The 21,695-nt window shown below is 74.7% G+C and carries 19 protein-coding genes; 12 read left to right on the forward strand and 7 right to left on the reverse strand.

Features of this window, described 5'->3' with window-relative positions:
• Positions 1 to 85: 85 nt before the first annotated feature.
• A complete protein-coding gene (locus tag ACWIX7_RS13810) occupies positions 86 to 979 on the reverse strand; it encodes an AAA family ATPase (protein ID WP_448622097.1) in 894 nt (297 codons plus the stop codon).
• A gap of 173 nt (positions 980 to 1,152) precedes the next feature.
• Positions 1,153 to 2,283 carry an NDMA-dependent alcohol dehydrogenase gene (locus ACWIX7_RS13815; protein ID WP_448622098.1) on the reverse strand — a complete coding sequence of 377 codons (1,131 nt, stop codon included), beginning with the start codon at positions 2,281 to 2,283 and terminating at the stop codon, positions 1,153 to 1,155.
• A gap of 168 nt (positions 2,284 to 2,451) precedes the next feature.
• Here ACWIX7_RS13815 and mhpA point away from each other — a divergent pair, with 168 nt between their 5' ends.
• From mhpA to ACWIX7_RS13855, 8 genes are all read left to right on the forward strand, one after another.
• Positions 2,452 to 3,882 carry a bifunctional 3-(3-hydroxy-phenyl)propionate/3-hydroxycinnamic acid hydroxylase MhpA gene (mhpA, locus tag ACWIX7_RS13820; protein WP_448622099.1) on the forward strand — a complete coding sequence of 477 codons (1,431 nt, stop codon included), beginning with the start codon at positions 2,452 to 2,454 and terminating at the stop codon, positions 3,880 to 3,882.
• A gap of 37 nt (positions 3,883 to 3,919) precedes the next feature.
• Entirely contained in the window at positions 3,920 to 4,132 is a 213-nt protein-coding gene (locus ACWIX7_RS13825; protein WP_448622100.1) for a hypothetical protein, read from the forward strand.
• Between the two features lie 141 nt (positions 4,133 to 4,273).
• Complete coding sequence (locus ACWIX7_RS13830) at positions 4,274 to 5,506, forward strand: cysteine desulfurase-like protein (RefSeq protein WP_448622101.1); 1,233 nt, start codon at positions 4,274 to 4,276, stop codon at positions 5,504 to 5,506.
• Between the two features lie 54 nt (positions 5,507 to 5,560).
• A complete protein-coding gene (locus ACWIX7_RS13835) occupies positions 5,561 to 6,814 on the forward strand; it encodes an iron-containing alcohol dehydrogenase (protein ID WP_448622102.1) in 1,254 nt (417 codons plus the stop codon).
• Positions 6,814 to 8,133 carry a histidine kinase gene (locus tag ACWIX7_RS13840; protein WP_448622103.1) on the forward strand — a complete coding sequence of 440 codons (1,320 nt, stop codon included), beginning with the start codon at positions 6,814 to 6,816 and terminating at the stop codon, positions 8,131 to 8,133. The genes ACWIX7_RS13835 and ACWIX7_RS13840 overlap by 1 nt, the downstream gene beginning before the upstream one ends.
• Positions 8,126 to 8,794 (forward strand): MadR family response regulator transcription factor, encoded by a 669-nt coding sequence (locus tag ACWIX7_RS13845; RefSeq protein WP_448622104.1) that lies wholly within the window; start codon positions 8,126 to 8,128, stop codon positions 8,792 to 8,794. The genes ACWIX7_RS13840 and ACWIX7_RS13845 overlap by 8 nt, the downstream gene beginning before the upstream one ends.
• A 108-nt stretch (positions 8,795 to 8,902) precedes the next feature.
• Entirely contained in the window at positions 8,903 to 9,886 is a 984-nt protein-coding gene (locus tag ACWIX7_RS13850) for an oxidoreductase (RefSeq protein ID WP_448622105.1), read from the forward strand.
• A 78-nt stretch (positions 9,887 to 9,964) separates the two neighbouring features.
• Complete coding sequence (locus ACWIX7_RS13855) at positions 9,965 to 12,193, forward strand: glycoside hydrolase family 15 protein (RefSeq protein ID WP_448622106.1); 2,229 nt, start codon at positions 9,965 to 9,967, stop codon at positions 12,191 to 12,193.
• Between the two features lie 69 nt (positions 12,194 to 12,262).
• On the opposite strand, the gene ACWIX7_RS13860 is transcribed toward ACWIX7_RS13855, so the two are convergent.
• From ACWIX7_RS13860 to mftR, 4 genes are all read right to left on the reverse strand, one after another.
• Positions 12,263 to 13,774 carry a VWA domain-containing protein gene (locus ACWIX7_RS13860; protein WP_448622107.1) on the reverse strand — a complete coding sequence of 504 codons (1,512 nt, stop codon included), beginning with the start codon at positions 13,772 to 13,774 and terminating at the stop codon, positions 12,263 to 12,265.
• A gap of 16 nt (positions 13,775 to 13,790) precedes the next feature.
• Complete coding sequence (locus ACWIX7_RS13865) at positions 13,791 to 15,029, reverse strand: AAA family ATPase (RefSeq protein WP_448622108.1); 1,239 nt, start codon at positions 15,027 to 15,029, stop codon at positions 13,791 to 13,793.
• A gap of 68 nt (positions 15,030 to 15,097) precedes the next feature.
• A complete protein-coding gene (mdo, locus tag ACWIX7_RS13870) occupies positions 15,098 to 16,390 on the reverse strand; it encodes an NDMA-dependent methanol dehydrogenase (protein ID WP_448622109.1) in 1,293 nt (430 codons plus the stop codon).
• A 242-nt stretch (positions 16,391 to 16,632) separates the two neighbouring features.
• Positions 16,633 to 17,235, reverse strand: a complete 603-nt coding sequence (gene mftR / locus ACWIX7_RS13875) for a mycofactocin system transcriptional regulator (protein WP_448622110.1) — start codon at positions 17,233 to 17,235, stop codon at positions 16,633 to 16,635.
• Positions 17,236 to 17,359: 124 nt separating this feature from the next.
• On the opposite strand from mftR, the gene mftA reads away from it, so the two are divergent.
• The 4 genes from mftA to ACWIX7_RS13895 are packed head-to-tail and all read left to right on the forward strand — an operon-like array spanning position 17,360 to position 20,983.
• Positions 17,360 to 17,485 carry a mycofactocin precursor MftA gene (gene mftA, locus ACWIX7_RS13880; protein WP_091221520.1) on the forward strand — a complete coding sequence of 42 codons (126 nt, stop codon included), beginning with the start codon at positions 17,360 to 17,362 and terminating at the stop codon, positions 17,483 to 17,485.
• Entirely contained in the window at positions 17,470 to 17,913 is a 444-nt protein-coding gene (gene mftB, locus ACWIX7_RS13885) for a mycofactocin biosynthesis chaperone MftB (protein ID WP_448622111.1), read from the forward strand. Before mftA ends, mftB begins: the two co-directional genes overlap by 16 nt.
• Positions 17,910 to 19,160, forward strand: coding sequence for a mycofactocin radical SAM maturase (gene mftC, locus ACWIX7_RS13890; protein WP_448622112.1), 1,251 nt, complete (start codon positions 17,910 to 17,912; stop codon positions 19,158 to 19,160). The genes mftB and mftC overlap by 4 nt, the downstream gene beginning before the upstream one ends.
• A complete protein-coding gene (locus tag ACWIX7_RS13895; RefSeq protein ID WP_448622113.1) occupies positions 19,121 to 20,983 on the forward strand; it encodes a mycofactocin system FadH/OYE family oxidoreductase 1 in 1,863 nt (620 codons plus the stop codon). Before mftC ends, ACWIX7_RS13895 begins: the two co-directional genes overlap by 40 nt.
• A gap of 175 nt (positions 20,984 to 21,158) precedes the next feature.
• Here the strand turns inward: ACWIX7_RS13895 and ACWIX7_RS13900 are convergent, their stop codons facing one another.
• A complete protein-coding gene (locus ACWIX7_RS13900; RefSeq protein WP_448622114.1) occupies positions 21,159 to 21,638 on the reverse strand; it encodes a pyridoxamine 5'-phosphate oxidase family protein in 480 nt (159 codons plus the stop codon).
• Between the last annotated feature and the right edge of the window lie 57 nt (positions 21,639 to 21,695).

The raw sequence follows: 21,695 nt of genomic DNA on the forward strand, positions 1-21,695 counted from the left end.
CCCGGGGGGTCCTGCAGGCTCCCGGCGCCGGGCGGGGGTGGGGGCGGCTCGGCCGCGCCGGCGGGGTCGCCCGGTTCCTCGGGCGTCAGGCTTTTCCCAGCTCCTCACCCGCCCGGCGCCAGATGTCCGCGACGACGTCCTCGACCGGCCGGGCCGCGCCGTCGGCCAGGGTCACCTTGCCGGTGAGCGCGGCGAGGGCGGCGTCGAGTCCGGTCGTGTACTCGACGGCCTCGTGCCCGCGGACCGTGGCCAGCTCCAGCGCGATGAGCACCGTGTCCAGGGCGCCGCGCACCGAGGAGCCGATCCGCAGCTCGGGGTGGTCGCGGGTGATCCGGACCGCCCGCACCGCCTGCGCGACCAGCCCCGCCGGCCCGCCGGTCGCGGCGGCGACGACGGCCAGCTCGGCTTCCTCGTCCTGGTAGCCCATCGCCACCCGGCAGGAGCGGTCGTACAGCGCCGGCGTCACCCGCGCGGTCCCCACCGCGTCGAACGGGTTCATGGCGGCGACCAGCCGGAACGTGGGCCGCGCGGTGACCCGGCCGAAGCGCGGCACGTGCATCTCCCGCTCCGACAGCACACCGAGGAGCACGTTCATCGTCTCCTCGGGGACCCGGTTGAACTCCTCGACGTAGAGGATCGCGCCGTCGGTCATGGCCCGGGTGAGCGGGCCGGGCACGAAGTTCTCGGGGCGGTAGTCCTCGGTGAGCACCCGTGAGGCGTCGTGGTGGCCGACCAGCCGGGTGGGGGTGAGCTCGGCGTTGCCCTCGACCAGCACCAGTGGCACGCCGGCACCGTCGGCCAGCGAGCGCAGCAGCGTCGTCTTGCCCGTGCCCGGCGGGCCCTCCAGCAGGACGTTGCGGCCGGCCGACAGCGCGGCGGCGACGACCTCGGCCTCGCGGATGCGGGCGACCACGCGCTCGCGGGCGACCCGGACCATGCCGGTCACGTCGAGCCGCCGGGCGGTGGCGGTGGTGCTCACGGCGTCGTGCTCCTCAGGTGGGTGGGACATGCGACCGGGGCGCCCCCGCGAGGGGACGCCCCGGTCGTGGCCCCGTCCCGGTCCCCGGCCCGCTGCAGGGTCCCGCCGCCAGCTCGTGAGCGATGGGGGGCAGAGGGTCCTTCTCCGAAGGGTGGGGAGGACGGGGTCCTCTCTCAGTCGTCGTAGATGATCACGCCGCGGATGTTCTTGCCGGCCTTCATGTCCTCGTAGCCCTGGTTGACGTCGTCGAGCTTGTACCGGTTGGTGATCAGCTCGTCGAGCTTGAGCTTCCCCTCCTGGTAGAGGCGGAGCATCTTGAGGATGTCGGCGCTCGGGTTCTGGTCGCCGAACAGCGCGCCGCGGATCTCCTTGGTGAACAACGCCAGCATGCTGGGGTTGATCGGGATGCCCACGTCGGTCAGGTCGCCGAGGCCGGTGATGACGACCCGCCCGCCCTTGCCGATCGCCTCGAAGGCCTGCGCGACGTGTTCGCCCTTCAGCACCCCGACGGTGATAAGCGCCTTGTCCGCGCCCTGTCCGTTGGTGACGCTGCGCGCGAAGTCGGCGGCCTCCTCGATGCTCTCGAAAGCGTGGGTGGCGCCGACCTCCTGCGCCTTCTCCCGCTTGAAGGCGATCGGGTCGACGGCGATGACGTGGCTGGCGCCGGCGTGCGCCGCACCCTGGACGGCGTTGATGCCGATGCCGCCGATGCCCATCACGATCACCGTGTCGCCGGCCTTGACCTCGCCGGCCTGCACCGCGGTGCCCCAGCCGGTGCCCACGCCGCAGCCGGTCAGGCATGCGACGTCGAGCGGGATGTCGTCGGGGATCTTCACCGTGGAGCGGACGTCGACGGTCGTCACCTCGGCGAAGGTGCCCAGGCCGCACATCTGGCCGACCGGCGTGCCGTCGCTGGTCTGGAAGCGGAAGCTCTCCGCGTCGTCCCAGCGGGAGCCGACCAGCAGGTTCGCGCCGGAGTCGCAGATGTACTGCTGGCCGTTGGCGCAGTAGCGGCACCGGCCGCAGCCGGGCAGGAACGAGAAGACGACGTGGTCGCCCTCCTTGAACCCCGGGGTGCCCGGGCCGACGGCGGTGACGACGCCGGAACCCTCGTGGCCGCCGAGGAACGGGTAGTGGCCGACCTGCATGTCGCCGGTGGCGATGTGGTCGTCCGAGTGGCAGAGACCGGACGCCGCCAGCTTGACCTGGAGTTCGCCCTGTCGCGGGTCGTCCGCGACCAGGTCGGTGACCTCCCACTGGCCGGGAGCGGAGCGCAGGATCGCGCCGCGGGTGTTCACAGGCACAGAAGACCTCCTCGTCGCCCTCACCGCTGAGGGCCGCCTGCATGCACGAGATGCATGTCCGTGACCGGAACGTTATGGCGTGGGTCACACACGTGGGAAGGCGGGTGCAACGTTGCCGCTACCCCGTCGTCCGTGGGCTGCGAGAGTGACCCCGTGTCGGGGAGCCCGGTGGCCGTCGTCGGAGCGGGGCCGGTGGGGCTGACGGCGGCGCTGCTGCTCGCCCGTCGCGGCCTGCGGGTGGTCGTGCTGGAACGGCAGGCCGCGCCCTACGGGCAGCCCCGCGCGGTGCACCTGGACGACGAGGCCCTGCGCGCGCTCGCCGACGCCGGGGTCGCCGACGGCTTCCTCGCGCTCAGCCGCCCGATGCGGGGGCTGCGGCTGCTCGACGGGCGCCACCGGGTGCTCGCCGAGTTCGCCCGTGCGTCGTCGTCCGGGCCGCACGGCTGGCCGCAGGGGTCGATGTTCGCCCAGCCCGACCTCGAGGAGCTGCTGCTGGCCGCCGTCCGCCGCGAGCCGCTCGTCGAGCTGCACACCGGCTGCGAGGTCGTGGGCCTGACCCAGGACGGGGGCGTGACGCTGGACGCGCTCGACCGGGCCTCCGGCGCGCACTCCCGGGTGCGCGCCGCCGCGGTGCTCGGCTGCGACGGCGCGAACAGCACGGTGCGGTCGCTGGTCGGGGCCCGCATGCGCGACCTGGGGCGCCCCGACCGCTGGCTGGTGGCCGACCTGCGCTCGGCCGAGCCGCTGCCGCTGTGGCCCGGGGTGCACCAGGTCTGCGACCCGCACCGGGCGGCGACCGCCATGCCGGTGTCCGGGGACCGCTACCGCTTCGAGTTCCGCCTGCTGCCCGGCGAGACCCGCGACGACCTGGTGTCCCGGCTGCCCGCGCTGCTGGCCCCGTACGGCGCAGCCGACGCCGAGGTGGAGCGGGTCGCCGAGTACGTCTACCGGGCCCAGGTGGCCGACCGTTGGCGGTCGGGGCGGGTGCTGCTCGCCGGCGACGCCGCGCACCTGACCCCGCCGTTCATCGGGCAGGGGGTGGGGCTCGGGCTCCGCGACGCCCACCAGCTGGCCTGGAAGCTGGCCGCCGTCCTGGCCGGGACGGCGCCCGAGCGGCTGCTCGACACCCACCAGGCCGAGCGCGAGCCGCACGCGCGGGCGATGGTGCGGCTGGCGCTGCTGCTGGGCCGGCTGATGACCGGTGGTGGCCGCGGGGCGGCGGTGCTGCGCCGCGCGGTGCTGGCGGGGGTGGGCCGGGTGCCCGCCGTGGCCCGCTTCGCCACCGACAGCCGCACCCCGCCGCTGCACCGCGGGCCGCTGGTGGTGCGCCGCGGGCGTGCCGGACGGCGCCTGGCGGGTTCCCTGCTGCCGCGGGCCGCCGTGGCGCTCGACGGCCGGACGGTGCCGGTGGACGACGTGCTCGGGGCCGGGACGGCGCGGCTGCGACTGCTGGCCCCCGGTCGGCTGGCGGTGCGCCCTGCGGGGGACCGCGAGGTCGAGGTGGCCGACGTCGACGGCGTGCTCAGCGGGTGGCTGCGGCGGGCCGGGGCGGTCGCCGTCGTCGTCCGGCCGGACCGGATCGTGCTCTCGGCGTCCTGAGCCGCGTGGACCCCCGGGTCCCGGGTAGGGGCAGGGCATGCAGATCGACAAGAACCAGATCCTCGAGCTCCTCCGCAACCAGGGCGACGACGCCAAGGCGCAGCAGGCCGACCAGGAGCTGCCCGGCACCGTCGACACCGACCAGCACGCCGGCATCCTCGAGAAGCTGGGCCTCTCGCCCATGGACCTGATCAGCAAGCTCGGCGGCGGTGGCGGCGGCGGGCTGGGCGGCCTCCTCGGCGGCCGCTGAGCCGACGCTCTGTGCACTCATCGTGGTCTCCGACCCCGTCGAGACCACGATGAGTGCACACCCGGCGAACGAGGGACGCCGCCGCCTCGCCCCTCGGGGACCGCGCTGTGTGCACACACCGCGACGCGGCATGCTGCCCGGGTGAGCTACGACGTCGCCCCCGTCCGCGCCTGCTTCCCCGCCCTGCGCGCCGGGGCCGCCCACTTCGACGGCCCGGGCGGCTCCCAGGTGCCCGAGTCGGTGGCCGCCGCGGTGGCGGCCACCCTCACCTTGCCGATCGCCAACCGCGGGCGGGTCACCCAGGCCGAGCGCAACGCCGACGACGTCGTCCTGGCCGCGCGGCAGGCGGTCGCCGACCTCGTAGCCGGTGACCCCGGCGGCGTGGTGTTCGGCCGCAGCGCGACCCAGCTGACCTACGACCTCTCCCGCGCGCTGTCCGCGGGGTGGGGTGCGGGCGACGAGGTCGTGGTGACCCGGCTGGACCACGACGCCAACGTGCGCCCGTGGGTGCAGGCCGCGCAGGCCCGCGGGGCGACGGTGCGCTGGGCGGAGTTCGACCCGGCCACCGGCGAGCTCGCCCCCGAGGCGGTCGGGCGGGTCCTCTCCGACCGCACCCGGCTGGTCGCCGTCACCGGCGCCTCCAACCTCATCGGCACCCGGCCGGACGTCGCGGCGATCAGCGCGCTCGCTCACGACGCCGGCGCCCTCACGTACGTCGACGGCGTGCACCTCACCGCGCACGTCGCCGTCGACGTCGCCGCGCTCGGCGCCGACCTCTACACCTGCTCGCCGTACAAGTTCCTCGGCCCGCACCTGGGCTGCGTCGTCGCGGACCCCGGCCTGCTGGGGGCGCTGCACCCCGACAAGCTGCTGCCCTCCACCGACGCCGTCCCCGAGCGGTTCGAGCTGGGCACGCTGCCCTACGAGCTGCTGGCCGGCACCACCGCGGCGGTGGACTTCCTCGCCGGCCTGGGTGGGCCGGAGGGCGACCGCCGGGCGCGGCTGGAGGCCGGGATGGCGGCGCTCGAGGAGCACGAGGACCGGCTGCGGGAGCGCATCGAGGACGGCGTCCGCGCGTTGCCCGGCGTCACCGTGTGGTCCCGGGCGGCCCGCCGCACGCCCACCCTGCTGCTCACGTTCGACGGGCGGGACGCCGCCGACGCGTACCGGTTCCTCGCCGAGCGCGGGGTCAACGCGCCCGCCGGGTCGTTCTACGCGATCGAGGCCTCCCGCCACCTCGGCCTCGGTGACACCGGCGGCCTGCGGGTCGGGCTCGCGCCCTACAACGACGACGAGGACGTCGACCGGCTGCTGACCGGCCTGCGCGAGTGGCTCACCTGGCCCGATTCGATGGTGTGCAACCGGACCGTGTGACAGCGGTCACCGGCGGGTTAGTCTGACCGCACCGCCGAGAGCCCGGAGGTCCTCGTGCCCGCTGCCGTGCGCACCCCGAGCGGGGCGACGACCACCGCCGCCGCCCCGGCCGGGTTCGCGTCCCCCAGCGGTGTCGCGGTGCACCCGGCCCCGGCCGTCGCCGCGTTCACCAAGTACCTGGTGCCCGAGGTCGTCTTCGGCTGGGGCGCGCTGTCCGAGGCCGGCTGGGCCGCCCGGCGGCTCGGGGCGCACCGGCCGTTCGTGGTCACCGACGCCGGGCTGGTGCAGGCCGGCTGGTGGGCCGAGCTCGCCGGCCACCTCGCCGAGGCCGGGCTGCGCGCGACCGTCTGGCAGGAGCTCACCCCGAACCCCAAGGACCACGAGGTCGCCGCGGGGGCGCAGCGCTACCTGGAGAGCGGGTGCGACGTCATCGTCGGCCTGGGCGGCGGCTCGGTCATCGACGCGGCCAAGGCGATCGCGGTCGTGGCGAGCAACGGCGGGCAGATCCTCGACTACGAGGGCGTCGACAAGGTCACCGCCGCGATCCCGCCGACCGTGATGTGCCCCAGCACCGCCGGCACCGGCGCCGACGTCTCGCAGTTCGCCGTCATCACCGACACCACCCGCCGGCTCAAGGCCACCCTCATCGGCCGGGCGCTGGTCCCCGACATCTCGATCACCGATCCGCGGCTGCTCACCACGATGCCCGACGACCTCGCCGCCGCGACCGGCCTGGACGCGCTGACCCACGGCATCGAGGCGTTCGTCTCCCGGGCGTCCGGCCCGCTCACCGACGTGCACGCGCTGCACGCCATCGAGCTGATCTGCGGCTCGCTGCGCGGCACCCTCGACCGGCCGGAGGACCCCGCCGCGCGCACCGCGATGGCCCAGGCCAGCCTCGAGGCGGGGCTGGCCTTCACCAACGCGATCCTCGGCGCCACCCACGCCATGAGCCACCAGGTCGGCGGGCTGCTCGACCTGCCGCACGGCGTCGTGAACGGCGTCCTGCTGCCGCACGTCATCCGGTTCAACGCGCGCAGTGCGCCGGACCGGTTCGTCCCCATCGCGCGGGCCATGGGCATCGACGTCACCGGGCTGCCGGCCGACGTCGCCGCCGAGGAGGCTGCCGAGGCCGTCGGCCGGCTGGCCGCGGACCTGGGCTGCCCGCGCGGGCTGGCCGAGCTCGGCGTGCGCGAGACCGACATCGGGACCCTCGCCACCACCACCCTCGGCGACGCGTGCCTGTCGACCAACCCCCGCGACGCCGACTCCACCGACATCGCGGCGCTGTTCCGCAGCGCGCTCTGATGCGCGCCCCGGACATCTCCGAGCTCACCGGGCTGCGCTCGTCCAAGCCGAGCTGGTACGCCGAGTACCGGCAGACCGTCGACGACCTCGACCGCGCGCTGGGCTCGCTGGAGCACATCGCCGGCGTCCTCTCGGCCACCGGGCAGGGCGCCCACGCGCTGTGCCGGGCCGTCGTCGACGCCACCGCCGAGCACCTCGGCGAGCCGTGGGCAGTCCTGGCGCTGTCCGGGACGGCGCTGCCGCTGGCCCGTCCGCGGATGCTCGGTCGCGGCCCGTCGGGGGTCGGGGTGGGCCACCTGGCGCTGCTGCCCGAGGTGGTCCGCCGTCCGGTGCTCGAGGCGCTGGCCGCCGACGCCGTCGAGCCGTGGCAGACCGCGGACGGCGCGGTCGTCGTCCCCCTCGTCGTCGACGGCGAGCCGGTCGGGGCGCTGGTCGCCTGCGGGGGGCCCCGGCGGACGGCGACCGCCGCGGACCTGGCCATCCTGCGGATCGTGGCCAACCAGTCGGCGGTCGCGCTGCTCTCGGACCACCTGCTGGCGCGGTCGGAGGGGCTGCGCCGGCAGACCGAGGAGCTCTACGCGCAGGCCGAGCAGCGGGCCCGCGACCTCGCCGACCGGCACGAGCAGCTGGCCGACGCCGAGCGCCGGCTGGACGTCGCCGCGCAGCGGGAGGCGGTGGACGCCGAGCGGCACCGGATCGCCCGCGAGCTGCACGACAGCGTGGCCCAGCACGTGCTCTCGGCGGGGATGACGATCGAGTGGTGCCGGCCGGAGGTGGCCCACCACAGCGAGGTCTACGAACGGCTCGGACACGCCAAGGCGCTGACCCGCGAGGCGGTGGAGCGGCTGCGCGGCGCCATCCACGCGCTCTCCTCCCACGAGCACGGGGACGACGGCGGGCTGCCCGCGCTGCTGGGCCGGCTCTCCGACGTCGCCCCGGTGCCGGGCCTGGCCGTCGCCGTCCGGGTGGAGGGGCGCCCGCGCGAGCTGCCCGCGGAGGTCGAGCACTCGCTGTTCCGGATCGCCTCGGAGTGCCTGTTCAACACCGCCCGGCACGCGCAGGCCACCCGGAGCACCGTGCGGCTGGCCTACCGGCCCGGCGAGCTGCGGCTCTCGGTCGCCGACGACGGCTGCGGCGACCCCGACGTGCTGCGCCGGGCGCTGCGGGCATCGGGACGCCGGGACGACGGGTACCACCGCGGGCTGGGCAACATCGCCTCCCGCTGCAGGGAGATGGGGGCGACGGTGCGGATCACGCGGGCCCGGATGGGCGGGGTGCGGGTGGAGGTCCGGATGCCGTGGGACGCCGTCGATGGCTGAGCGCGCCGAGGGGGGCATCCGGCTGGTCATCGTCGACGACCACGCGATCGTCCGGCAGGGGCTGCGCTCGATCCTGGAGCGCGAGCCCGACATCGAGGTGGTCGGCGAGGCGGCGTCGGCCGGGGAGGCGCTGGACCTGGTGGCCGCCAGCCGCCCGCACATCGTGCTGCTCGACCTGAAGCTGTCGGCCGGCTCCGATGTCGCCGGCCTGGCCCTGTGCGGGCAGCTCACCGCCGCGACCCCGGCCCCCGGCGTCCTGGTGGTGACGACCTTCCTCGACCAGCAGCTGGTGCTCGAGGCGATCCAGCGCGGCGCCCGCGGCTACGTGCTCAAGGACGTCGACGCGGTCGCGCTGGTCGCGGCGATCCGGGCGGTGCGCCGCGGGGAGAGCGCCTTCGACAGCCACAGCGCGACGATGGTGGTGCGCTCGCTGGCCGCCCCCGCGCCGTCCCCCGTGGCCCCTGCCGGTCCGGACCTCACCGCGCGCGAGCGCGAGGTGCTCACCCTGCTGGCGCGTGGGCTGTCCAACGAGGCGATCGGCAGGGAGCTCTACATCTCGGCGACGACGGCGAAGTTCCACGTCGGCAACGTGATGCGCAAGCTCGCCGTGTCCCGCCGCGCAGAGGCGGTGTACGCGGGCTCCAAGCTCGGGTTGATCTGACCCGACACGCGCGGCACGCCGGGCGACGCCGCACGGCCCGTGACGGCCGCGCCGGGGGCCGCGCCGGACCCGTTGACCGGTGGGACTACGCCCCTAGGTTTGCCCGGCATGACGACGACTGCAGCGGGCTCTGGGCAGGTCACCCTCGGCGACCGGACCGTGCACCGGGTGGGCTTCGGCGGCATGAAGCTCTCCGGGCCGCGCTTCCTCGGGCCACCGGCCGACCGGGGGGCGGCGCTCGCCGTCCTCCGCCGGGCCGTCGAGCTGGGGGTGACCCACGTCGACACCAGCGGCCTGTACGGCCCGCACGTCGTCAACGACCTCATCCGGGAGGCGCTGCACCCCTATCCCGAGGACCTGGTGATCGTCACCCGGGTCGGCGCCCGCCGGACGCCGGAGGGGGGCTGGGAGGAGGCGCTGGCCCCGGACGAGCTGCGCCGGTCGGTGGAGGAGGAGTGCGAGCACCTCGGCCTCGACGCGCTGCACGTGGCCAACCTGCGGATGCCGGGACTCGGCGAGCCGGCGGAGCGCTCCCTCGCCGAGCCGTTCGAGGCGCTGGCGCAGCTGCAGCAGGAGGGGCTGGTCCGCGGCCTCGGGGTCAGCCACATCACCAGTCGGCAGGTCGCGGAGGCGCAGGGCATCGCGCCGCTGGCCTGCGTGCAGAACCACTACAATCTGATCCACCGCACGGACGACGACCTGGTGGCGGAGCTGGCGCGGGAGGGGATCGCCTACACGGCGCTGGAGGGCGTCTCCTACACGTCGTTCTTCCCGATGGGCGAGATGGAGCCGGCGCAGTCCGAGGTGCTGGGGGCGGTCGCGCAGCGGGTGGGCGCGAGCCCGCTGCAGGTGGCGATGGCCTGGCTGCTGGCCCGCTCGCCCAACGTGCTGCTCATCCCCGGCGCCACCACGGTGGCGGAGCTGGAGCAGGCCCTCGCGGCGGCCGAGGTGGTGCTCGGCCCGGCCGAGATCGAGGAGCTGGACCGCATCGAGGGCCTCGGCGGACCTCCCCCCGCGCCGGCGTGGGGCGGTGGGGGCCCGGGCGGCCGGCCTCCGGGTGGTGGGTGGTCGGGAGGCCGGCCGCCGGCCTGACCGCTGAGCGGGAGAGGGCGCGGGAACGGCGCCGGTCGACCGGGATCGGCGAGCCGACAGCGGACGGAGGGACGGCCGGTGATCTCCAGGGACGTGCTCCACGGCAGGCGGCGTCCGGCGCGTGCGGTCCTCGGCGGGGCCGCCGTCGCCGGTGTCCTCGTCCTCGGGGTCGGGGTGGGTGGTGGGGTCGTCATACCCGCCTCAGCGCAGGCAGCGCCGCCGGCGCCGGGGCAACCCGGTGTGGCGGCGACCTGGTCGCCGGGGGACAAGGACGGGTTCGGCACCGCGATCGGCGCCCTGGAGAGCACGGTCTGGTACACGCTGGAGGGCGGGACCCTCAGCGAGGTCTTCGCCCCGGGGATCGACACGCAGAGCTCCCGGGACACCCAGTTCGTCGTCACCGACGGCGCCACCTTCGCCGATCGCGAGGACGAGGCGACCGAGTCGGTCGTCGAGCTGGTCGACCCCCGTGCCCTGGTCTACCGGCAGGTCAACACCGCGACCAGCGGCCGGTACCGCATCACCAAGACCTACACCACCGACCCCGACCGGGCCGCGGTGCTCGTCGACGTCCGCTTCGAGTCCCTCGACAGCCAGCCGTACCAGGTGTACGTGCTGCACGACGTCGGACTGGGCCTCGACGCCAACGACGACACCGGGCGCTCGGCAGACGGGCGGCTGCTGGCCACCGACGGTGCGCTGAGCAGCGCCGTCACCGCCTCGGGCGGCCTCACCGACACCTCCAGCGGATACCTCGGGAGCAGCGACGGCTGGACCGACCTGAGCCAGGACCTCGTCCTCGACGACACGTGGGACGCGACCACCCCCGGCAACGTCGTCCAGATCGGGCGAACCGGCCTCACCGGTCTGGACGGCGGCCAGCAGCTCACCCTGGCGCTCGGCTTCGGGACCACGGAGGACGACGCCGCGCAGGCCGCCGACCAGGCGCTGGACCGGGGCTTCGACTCCGCCCTGCAGGCCTACACCGAGGGCTGGCACGCCTACCTCGACGGCCTCGCCCCGGTGCCGGCCAGCGCCGAGCAGTGGCGCACGGAGTACCAGGTCTCGGCGATGGTGATCGCGGCGTCGGAGGACAAGACCGTCCGCGGGGGCTTCGTCGCCTCTCCCGGCCGGCCGTGGGCGTGGGCCAACGAGCTGCAGCAGTTCCCCGTCTACCACGCCGTCTGGTCGCGCGACCTGTACCAGCACGCGACCGCCCTGATCGCCATGGGCGACGTCGCGGCCGCCGACCGGGCCCTGGACCACCTGTGGACGGTGCAGCAGCGCCCCGACGGGTCGTTCCCGCAGAACGCGCGGCTCGACGGGGAGCCGGTCTTCGGCGGGCTGCAGATGGACGAGGTCGCTCTGCCGATCGTGCTCGCCTGGCAGCTCGGCCGGACCGGGCCGGCGGACTGGGAGCGGGTGCGGCTCTCGGCGGACTTCCTGGTGGCCCAGGGGCCGGCCACCGAGCAGGAGCGGTGGGAGAACCTGGGCGGGTACTCGCCCAACACCATCGCCGCGGAGATCGCCGGCCTGGTCACCGCGGCCGACATCGCCCGCGCCAACGGCGACGGCGCCCGGGCGGACACCTACCTCACCACGGCCGACGAGTGGCGCGCGGGCCTGGCGGAGTGGACGGTGACCACCACCGGCCCGCTGTCGTCCGAGCCCTACTTCCTGCGGATCACCGCCGACGGGGACGCCGACGCCGGCACGCAGATCCAGATCGCCGACGGCGGCCCGCTGGTCGACCAGCGGGAGGTGCTCGACCCGAGCTTCCTCGACCTGGTCCGGCTCGGCGTGGTCCCGGCCGACGACCCGGTCGTCGCCACCACGCTGCGCCTCGTCGACGAGCAGCTCGCCTACGACACCGCCAACGGCCGGTTCTGGCACCGGGCGAGCTTCGACGGGTACGGGGAGCGGCCCGACGGCACCCAGTGGGAGCCGGTGGACCCGGGCTCGCGGGAGACCATCGGCCGCGGCTGGCCGCTGCTGACCGGTGAGCGCGGCGAGTACGAGCTGGCGCTCGGGGGCGACGCCGCTGCCCTCGCCCAGGAGCGGCTGGACACGATGGCCCGCTCGGCCGACGACGGGTCGCTGTTCCTCGCCGAGCAGGTGTGGGACGACCAGCCGCCGTCGGCCGAGGGCACGGAGTTCGTGCCGGGGGAGCCGACGTCCTCGGCGACGCCGCTGTCCTGGACCCACGCCGGCTTCATCCGGCTGGCCCGCGCCATCGACGTCGGCCGTCCCGTCGACACGCCGTCCGTCGTGGCCTGCCGGTACCAGACCTCGCTCTGCCAGAGGTGAGAGAGGACCCCGTCCTCCCCACCCTTCGCGAGCTCAGGACGGGCTCCGGGACGGGGCCACGGGGGGGGGCTAACGGGAGGCGGCGCGGGTGACGACGTCGGTCGCCCAGCTCTCCAGCCCCGAGTGGTCGCGGATGACCTCGACCCGGTCGCAGCTCTCCGCGTAGGCCGGCAGGTCGCAGCCGCCCAGCGCCCACGAGTACCGCGGCTCCGGGGTCAGCCAGATCGTCTCGCGCACCCGGCGGGTCAGGTCGGCGAAGACGTCCAGCCGCGGGGCGTTGCCGTTGCCCCGGCCGTCGCCGAGCACCAGCAGCGTGGAGCGGCGGGTGAACGCGCCGGAGTGGTCGGCGGCGAGCGTGGCGAACACCGCGCCGTAGTCGCTGGAGGCGTCCACGTCGATGACGTCGCCGCCGAAGACCAGGCCCAGCGCGTGCTCCAGCGGGTGCTCGTCGAACAGGTCGGTGATCTCGACGACGTCGTCCACGAACGCGAAGGTGCGCACCTGCGCGAACAGGTCCTGCAGCGCGTGGACGACGTGCAGCGTGAACCGCGCCGTCGTCCGCACCGACAGGCTGACGTCGGCGACCACGACCAGCCGCGGCTTGTCCTCGGCCAGCCGGGTGGTCACCGGCCGGAACGGGACGCCGTCGTAGCGCAGGTTGCGCCGCATCGTGCGCGCGACGTCGACCCGGCCGCGCGGGGACTGCCGCTTCTTGTGCGTCAGCCCGCCGTGCAGCGAGGTGGCCAGCCGGCGCAGCGACTCCTCGATCCGCGCCCGCTCGGCCTCGGTCACCTTCTCCACCGGCGCCCGGGCCGGCTCGCGCTCCTCGATGGCGAGGTCGGTCATCTCGGCGAGCTTCTGCAGGTGCGCGGCGAGCAGCTCGGGCAGGTCCTCGATCACCCCGGCGAGCTGCCGGCGCAGCGCCTCGGCGACCTCCGGGTCCAGGTCGCCGACCGGGTCGGCCAGCCAGTCGCGCAGCGCCTGCTGCTGGGCCACCGAGAGCTCCAGGTCCAGCTGGGTGCCCCCGCCGCGCACCAGGTCTCCCGGCAGGCCCGGGTCGTGCAGCCGGGTGACCTCCAGCTGCACCTTCTGCACGTCGTCGGCCGGCCCGCCGCGGCTCTCCGACGACAGCACGATCTGCTGGGTCAGCGAGGCCAGGTCGACCTTGTCGGCCTCCTGGTGCAGGTTGTACTGCGCCGCGAGGTCCTCGGACTTGAAGAACTCCTTGATGTCGACCGGCTTGCCGTGGCTGTGCCCCTCCTGCACGTCGGCGGCGGGGTCCGGCGACCAGGTCATCCGCTGCAGCTCGCCGGTGTCGGCCAGGTCGTCGTGGGCGTGCCCGTGCCCGTCCTCCTCCTCGACCACCGCCCGCAGGCCGAAGAAGCGGGCGAAGGTGTCGGCGAAGACCTCGGCGTCCCGGCGGTCCTTGAGCAGCGCCGCGCCGAGCGCGGCCTCCAGCGCGGACCGGTCGCTCACCCCGACCGCCGCCGCGGCGGCGGAGGCGTCGATCGCCTCCGCCGTCGAGATCCGCATCCCGCGCAGTCGGAGCAGCCGGATGAACCGGTGCAGGGCCCCCTCCATGTCCGATCAGCGCCCGTCAGACCGGCCGCCGTCGCGCGCCGCCCCCGCGGTTGGGGGCGAAGGAGCGGGCGCCCTGGCCGGCGCGGACCTGACGCGGGGGAGCCGGCCGCCCGGACTCGGTCGGTGCCTGCTGGCCGTAGTAGTTCTCGTCGTGCCGGCCCGGGGCGTCCTTGGCCGCGCGCGCCCGGCGGCCGTCGTCCTCGTGGTCGTGGGTGTGCCCGCCGTGGGTGTGCGCCCCGTGCGAGTGGGTGTGCCCGTGCGCGTGGTCGTGCCCGTGCCCCGGGGACTCGGGGACCGCCGCGTTCGGGTCGACCAGCCGGGGCAGCGCCTCGCGGGAGCGCTGCACGTCGCGCTCGTACTTGGCGACGACGGAGACGGTGTCGCTGAGCACCCCGGCGTCCAGCTCGCTCACGCCCAGGACGGCGAGGGTGCGGGCCCAGTCGATGGTCTCGGAGATGCTCGGGGCCTTGCGCAGGTCCAGGCTGCGCAGCCCGCGGACGATCTCGACCAGCCGCTGCGCCGCCGCGTCGTCCAGGCCGGTCTCCTTCGACCGCAGGATCTCCAGCTCGCGCTCGGCGTCGGGGTACTCGAGGAACAGGTGCAGGCAGCGGCGCTTGAGCGCCGCTGAGAGGTCGCGGGTGTTGTTGGAGGTCAGGACGACGTAGGGCGGCGCCTCGGCCACGAACGTGCCGATCTCGGGCACCGACACCTGGTACTCCGCGAGCATCTCCAGCAGCACCGCCTCCAGGGCCTCGTCGGCGCGGTCGACCTCGTCGACCAGCAGCACGACCGGCTCCGGCGAGCGCACCGCCTCCAGCAGCGGGCGCGGGGCGAGGAAGCGCTCGTTGAAGAACGCGCTGTCGGCACCGGCGATCCGGTCGACGGCGTCCTCCAGCGTGGTGGTGTCCTCCAGCAGCTCGGCGGCCTTGTCCCGCAGGATCTGGGTGTAGAGGAGCTGCTTTCCGTAGTCCCACTCGCAGAGGGCCTTGGTCTCGTCCTGGCCCTCGTAGCACTGCAGGCGCAGCAGCCTGCGCCCGGTGGCGGCGGCCAGCGTCTTGGCCAGCTCGGTCTTGCCGACGCCGGCCGGGCCCTCCAGCAGCAGCGGCTTGGCCAGGCGGGACATCACGAAGGTCGTCGTCGCCAGCCGCCGGTCGGCGATGTAGCCGTGCTCGGCGAAGGCGCGGGCCACGTCCTCAGGGGAGTCGAACTCGGGGGAGGCGGGGACGGCGCCGGCGGGCACGGGCTGGACGGTCATGCAGAGCTCCTCATCAGGAGGGTGGGGCGGGGGAGCGGCCGGCTCCCCCCGCCCCCCCGGAGGTCGGATCAGCTGAGGAGGTCGTCCAGGTCGCCGTTCATGCAGTGCTCGACCACGGGGCGGACGGTCTCGAAGGTGCACTCCTTGGCGTTGCCCGGGGTGCAGGCGTCGCCGAGGACGTGGTTGGTGATGCGGTCGACGTCGGTGTCGTCGCCCTTGATCACCGCGGCGTTCTCGTAGAACGTCGTCGGGCCCTGGCCCAGCCGGTTCTTCGAGTAGCTGTCCTGGGTGACGTCGGTGAACTTCTCCGGGATGCCGACGTCGCGCAGCAGGCGGATCGCGGCGGCCAGCGCTGCGTCGGCGGCCTGGGGGGCGGTCATGCCGTGGGTGTCGACGCCCATGGCCTCGGCGATGTCGGCGAAGCGCTGGTACTGCGTGGGCATGTTGAACGCCCACACGCGGGGCAGCGCGATCGCGTTGTTCAGGCCGTGGTGGGTGTCGTAGAAGGCGCTCACCGCGTGGCTGATCGAGTGGATGATGCCGAGGCCGCCGGAGTTGAACGCCTGGGCGGCGATGTACTGCGCGTACATCATCCCCTCGCGGCCGGCGAGGTCCTGACCGTTCCACACCGCCTGGCGCAGGTGCTCCGAGGTCAGCTTGATGGCGTACAGCGCGTTGCCGAGGGACGGCTGGAAGTTCAGCCGGGAGACGTAGGGCTCGCTGGCGTGCGCGAGGACGTCGAAGCCGCACTGGGCGGTGTAGTCGATCGGGCAGTCGTAGTAGAGCACCGGGTCGTCGATCGCCAGCGTCGTCACCGAGGTGTCGTCGAACGCCACGTACTTGTGCGGGTTGTCCGGGTCGGTCGTGGTGTCGGTGATGACGTAGGCCCAGCTGGTCTCCGAGCCGGTGCCGGCCGTGGTGGAGACGGCGATGTGCGGCGGGTTCCTCGGGTTCTCGGACTGGTTGAAGCCCTCGAACTCGTTCACGCTGCGGCCGTCGTGGGCCACCGAGATGCGCGCGCCCTTGCAGGCGTCGTGGCTGGAGCCGCCGCCGATGGAGACGAAGCTGTCGCACTCGTTCTCCTGGTACAGCGCCACGGCGTCCATGACGTTGTAGTCCTTGGGGTTCGACTCGACCTTGTCGTAGACCACGACCTCGAGACCGTGGTACCTCATCGACTCGGCGATCTTGTGGACGACGTCCGTGCCGCGCAGGCCCGACGTCATGACCAGCGTCCGCCTGAAGCCCAGCTTGAGCGCCTCCGGGCCGATGATCTCGTGCGCGCCGGGACCCATCAGGGCCCGCGGGAACGGGTGGAACTCCTTGATCGGGAAGGGCTTGAGGAGTTCTTCGACCTTCATGGCGGGGGTCCTTCCTGCCTGCCTGCCGGAGCCGTCGGCGCGGACGCTACGAGCGGCGTTCCACGTCGCGGCAGGGGTGGACAGGAGGAACCGGCCGTCCGGAGGAGCAGGTCGGCCCACCCGGCGAGGTGCACCTGCCCGACCGGGCAGGAGAAGGACCCCGTCCGGTCGAGATCGCGCGATCTCGCACGCTCACGGGCCGTCATCCGTGCGAGATCACGCGATCTCGCCCAGGGACGGCGTCAGGCGGAGGTCGGGTTGCGCAGGCCGGGGAAGCCCCGCGCCAGCTGGTCGAAGGCCGCGTGCAGGGCGGCGGCGAGCGTCGTCGTCCCGTCGGCCAGCCAGACCTCGAACGCCGTCGTCGCGGCCGCCCGGGTGCTGGTCGCGACCAGCCGGGGGAGCAGTGCCTCCGGGGACTGACCGGTGCGGCGGGCGACGTGCTCGGCGACCACCCGGTCGATCTCGGCGTAGCGGACCTGCGAGTGGGCCTGCAGCGCCGGCTCGCCGAGGATGAGCGCCATCCGCTGCCGCAGGGTCGGCAGGTGCTCGTCGGCGTAGTCGTTGACCTCGACGTAGGCCGCGCAGATCGAGGCGAGCACCGGCTGGTCGTCGCGGGTGGCCGCCAGGAGCTCCTCCAGTCGGGCGACGTGCGCCTCGAACTCGCCCCAGACCGCGTCGGCCTTGGTGGCGAAGCAGCGGAAGAACGTGCGCCTGCTGATCCCCGCCGCGTCGGCGATCTCGTCAGCGGTGACCTGCTCGAAGCCGGTCCGCGTGAACAGCTCCAGGGCCGCCTGCTGGACGCGGGCGCGGGTGTCGCCGCGCACGTCCGGAGGCGCCTCGGTCACGCCCCCATCTTGCGTCACGGACACGCGGAGGACGGCGCGCCGCGTCGGCAGACCGGTGTTGCCGGTGGCACTCGGTGTCACTAACGTCCCCGCCACCCGTGTAACCCAGATCACAGGAGGCGCCGTGCCCGAGAACGACGACACCCAGGCCGTGAGCAGCCGGGAGGCGGCCCCCGCGGTCGAGGAGGCCCTGGTCGAGGAGTCCCTCGTCGAGGAGGTCTCGATCGACGGCATGTGCGGGGTGTACTGATCGACACCCACGTCGCGGCGCCGGCCGAGCAGGTGCGCGAGGCCGGCGCCGCCCCTCCACCGGGCTCCGGCGCACCCGCGCCCGCCCCCACCGACTTCGACCCGTCGCTGCCCTGGCGGCGGGCCCGTTCCGTGGCGCTGCGCCCGGAGCCCTTCGGCGCGCTCGTCTACCACTTCGGGAACCGGAAGCTGTCCTTCCTGAAGTCGAGAACGCTGGTCGCCGTCGTGGAGACGCTGGCCGAGCACCCCAGCGCCGATGCCACCCTCGTCGCCAACGGGGTCCCCGACGCGCAGCTGCCCGCCTACCGCCGGGCGCTGGCCGACCTCGCGCGGTCCCAGATGATCGAAGAAAGGACCTCGTCGCCCCCCGCAGCTCGCCAGCTCGCAGCGGGCCCCTGCGACGAGGCCGACCCGGAGGCTCGCCCATGACCGCCGTCCTGCCGTCCCGCCCCACCGGTGGGCGCCTCATCGACCAGTTCGAGTACGGGCTGGACGCGCCGATCTGCCTGACCTGGGAGCTCACCTACGCGTGCAACCTGGCGTGCGCGCACTGCCTCTCCTCGTCGGGACGGCGTGACCCGCGCGAGCTGTCCACCGCCGAGGCCGAGGCGGTGATCGACGAGCTGCAGCGGATGCAGGTGTTCTACGTCAACGTCGGCGGCGGCGAGCCGACCGTCCGGCCGGACTTCTGGCACCTGCTTGACTACGCCATCGGCCACGACGTCGGCGTCAAGTTCTCCACCAACGGCGTCAAGCTCGACAAGGCCCGCGCCGAGCAGCTGGCCCGCACCGACTACGTCGACGTCCAGATCTCGCTCGACGGCGCGACCGCCGAGGTCAACGACCGGGTCCGCGGCACCGGCTCGTACGCCACCGCCGTCCGCGCGCTGGAGAACCTGGCCGAGGCGGGGATGAAGGACTTCAAGGTCTCCGTCGTCGTCACCCGGGAGAACGTCTCCCAGCTGGATGCGTTCACGGCGCTCACCGACCGCTACGGCGCCCAGCTGCGGATCACCCGGCTGCGCCCGTCGGGTCGTGGCGCCGACGTCTGGGACGAGCTGCACCCCACGCAGGCCCAGCAGCGCGAGCTCTACTCCTGGCTGCTGGCCAACGGCGAGCGCGTGCTCACCGGCGACTCGTTCTTCCACCTGTCGGCCTACGGCGAGGCGCTGCCCGGCCTGAACCTGTGCGGCGCCGGTCGCGTGGTCTGCCTCATCGACCCGGTGGGCGACGTCTACGCCTGCCCGTTCGCCATCCACGAGGACTTCCTCGCCGGCAACGTGCGCGACGAGGGCGGCTTCCAGCGGGTCTGGCGGTCCTCCGAGCTGTTCGCCGACCTGCGCAGCCCGCAGACCGGCGGCGCCTGCACGAAGTGCGCCCACTTCGACGCCTGCCGGGGCGGCTGCATGGCGGCCAAGTTCTTCACCGGCCTGCCGCTCGACGGGCCCGACCCGGAGTGCGTGCAGGGCTACGGCGAGAGCGCCCTGGCCGCCCGCGACCTCGAGCTGGTCACCCCGCGCAGCTCCGTCGACCACTCGCACACCGGCCCGGTGCGCGGCCAGCCGACGCTGCTCGGCATGCCGTCGATCCCGAGGGCCGCTACGGCCGTGTCCTCACCCACACCGCCCGCCAAGATGTGCGACGAGTCGCCGCTGGCCGGGCTCGAGCTGCGCTGACGGGACTCCTCGACCCGCTGGTCCTGGCGGGCCGGACGGCGCCCTCCCGGGTGCTGTTCGGCCCGCACGAGACCAACCTGGGCCGCGGGCGGGCGCTCTCGGAGGGGCACGTCGCGTACTACGCCCGCCGGGCCGCGGGCGGCTGCGGCGTCGTGGTCACCGAGACCGCGTCGGTGCACGGGAGCGACTGGCCCTACGAGCGGGCGCCGCTGGCCGCCGATTGCGGCCCGGGCTGGGCGGACGTCGTCGCCGCCTGCCGCCCGCACGGCGCGCTGGTGCTCGCCTCGCTCGGGCACACCGGCGCGCAGGGCAGCTCCGGGCACGCGCAGACCGCGCTGTGGGCGCCGTCCGCCGTGCCCGACGTCGTCACCCGCGAGGTGCCGGTGGCGATGGAGCAGCCGGAGATCGACGCGCTGGTCGCGGGCTTCGCGGCGGGCGCCCGGACCGCGGTCGGCGCCGGCGCGGACGGCGTGGAGGTCGACGCCGGCGCGCGCTCGCTGCTGCGCCAGTTCGCCTCCGGCCTGACCAACACCCGCACCGACGGGTACGGCGCCGACCGGATGCGCCTGCTGCGGGAGGTGCTGGTCGCCGTCCGCGCGGAGCTCGGACCCGGGCGGGCGCTCGCGCTGCGCCTCTCCTGCGACGAGGAGGCGCCCTGGGCCGGGATCACGCCCGACCTGGCCGTCGGGCACGTCCACGAGCTCGCCCCGATGGTCGACCTGCTCGTCGTCGTGCGCGGCAGCGGACCGGCGCCCTCGGCGTACCGGCCCGACGGGCACACCGCGCCGGGGTTCAACAGCGACCTCACCCGCTCCGTGCGGGCGGCCGCCGGCGGGACGCCGGTCGTGCTGCAGGGCTCGGTCGTGGACGTCGCCGCCGCGCAGCGGGCGCTGGCCGACGGGGTCGCCGACGCGGTGGAGATGACCCGCGCGCAGATCGCCGATGCCGACCTCGTGCGCAGGGCGCGGGCCGGCGTCCCGGTGCGGCCCTGCACCCTGTGCAACCAGGCCTGCCAGGTGCGCGACGTCCGCAACCCGCTGGTCAGCTGCGTCGCCGACCCGTCCGACGAGGGCGCCCTGCCCGACAGCGCCGGGCGGCGGGTGACCGTCGTCGGCGGCGGGCCGGCCGGGCTGGAGGCCGCGCGGGTGTTGGCATCCGCGGGCGCCGAGGTCCAGCTGGTGGAGCGCACCGGCCGGCTCGGCGGGGCGCTGCAGCTGGTCGCCGCGCTGCCCGGGCGGTCGCGCTTCGCCGACCTCGCCGACTGGCTGGCCGGGGAGGTGGCGCGGCTGGGAGTGCGGGTCGAGCTGGGGACGACCGCGGAGGGCGGGGACGTCGTCGCGACCGGCGCCCGCCGGCCCCCGGGTCCGAGCGCCGCCGACGTGCTGGCCGGTGCGGAGCTGCCGCCCGGCCCGGTGGTGGTGCACGACCCGGTCGGCGGGCCGGTCGGCGTGGGGGTGGCCGAGCTGCTCGCCGCGGCGGGCCGCGAGGTCACGCTGGTGACCCCGGACGCGGTGGCCGGCGAGCGGCTCGGCGGCGACCTGGCGCCGGCCAACGCCCGGCTGGCGCGGGCGGGGGTGCGGCGGGAGACGTCGTCCCGGCTGTGCTCGGCCAGGGACGGCGTCGCGGTGCTGGCCGACCGCTGGACGGGGGAGGAGCGGGCCGTGCCGTTCGCCGTCGTCGTCGACGCGGGCCCCGGCCTGCCGGGTGACGTCCCCCCGGGGGTGCTGGCCGCCGGGGACGCCATCGCGCCGCGCACCGTTCTCGAGGCGGTGCTCGAGGGACGGCGCGCGGCGCGGGCGCTGCTCGCTGCGTCGCCGCGCTAGCGCGGCAGCACGACCGACGCCGCACGGTCGTACGGCAGCAGGTCGGCCACGGTCAACGTGGCGAGGAAGACGAGCAGGACGGCGATGGTGAGCACCGGGCACCTCCGAGGGGGGACGTCCTCCACGGTGGCGCCGCCGGCTGGAGTCCCGGTGCGCGCCGGCTGGGAGCCGGCTGTCAGAGGTCGACCCGCTCGTTCTCCCCGGCGTCGATGCGCTGTCCGGTGGCCTTGGCCTTGACGAAGCTGAGCGCAGTGGCCAGCCGGCCCCCCGCGGCGTCCCAGTACTCGGCGGACCGGCCGTCCACCTTGATCAGCACGACCGACGCGTCGTCCGGCCCCTGGGGCAGCCATGCCTCGACGCCGCCGTTCCACAGTTCGCGCTTCTTGCCGGGGTCGTCGACGACGTGCGCCTCCCCGGTCAACGACACCCAGGTGCCGCCGGATCCGGTGGTCACGTTGACCTGGGGACGGGCGGCGATGTGGGCGACCTTGCGGGAGTCACGCTCGGCGAAGAACCACAGGTCGCCGTCGAACTCGACCTCCTGCAGCGCCATCGGGCGGCTGACCAGGGTGCCGTCAGGCTCGGTGGTGGTGAGGAAACCGAGTCGTTCGTCCTTGAGGAGTTCGGCGACCTTGCGGGTGCCATCGGCGCTCATGAAAGTCCTCTCGGAGTGCGCGGTCGGGTGTCGCACGACTCCTGCCCACGGCCCCTT

Source organism: Geodermatophilus sp. URMC 65 (genome assembly GCF_053502545.1).

What these genes read in the sequence shown, in the direction of transcription:
- ACWIX7_RS13825 (WP_448622100.1), top strand. Translation starts at nt 3,920, where the DNA reads ATGCAGATCGACAAGAACCAGATCCTCGAGCTCCTCCGCAACCAGGGC.
- ACWIX7_RS13840 (WP_448622103.1), top strand. Translation starts at nt 6,814, where the DNA reads ATGCGCGCCCCGGACATCTCCGAGCTCACCGGGCTGCGCTCGTCCAAG.
- ACWIX7_RS13845 (WP_448622104.1), top strand. Translation starts at nt 8,126, where the DNA reads ATGGCTGAGCGCGCCGAGGGGGGCATCCGGCTGGTCATCGTCGACGAC.
- ACWIX7_RS13850 (WP_448622105.1), top strand. Translation starts at nt 8,903, where the DNA reads ATGACGACGACTGCAGCGGGCTCTGGGCAGGTCACCCTCGGCGACCGG.
- ACWIX7_RS13860 (WP_448622107.1), bottom strand. Translation starts at nt 13,774, where the DNA reads ATGGAGGGGGCCCTGCACCGGTTCATCCGGCTGCTCCGACTGCGCGGG.
- ACWIX7_RS13865 (WP_448622108.1), bottom strand. Translation starts at nt 15,029, where the DNA reads ATGACCGTCCAGCCCGTGCCCGCCGGCGCCGTCCCCGCCTCCCCCGAG.
- mdo (WP_448622109.1), bottom strand. Translation starts at nt 16,390, where the DNA reads ATGAAGGTCGAAGAACTCCTCAAGCCCTTCCCGATCAAGGAGTTCCAC.
- mftC (WP_448622112.1), top strand. Translation starts at nt 17,910, where the DNA reads ATGACCGCCGTCCTGCCGTCCCGCCCCACCGGTGGGCGCCTCATCGAC.
- ACWIX7_RS13900 (WP_448622114.1), bottom strand. Translation starts at nt 21,638, where the DNA reads ATGAGCGCCGATGGCACCCGCAAGGTCGCCGAACTCCTCAAGGACGAA.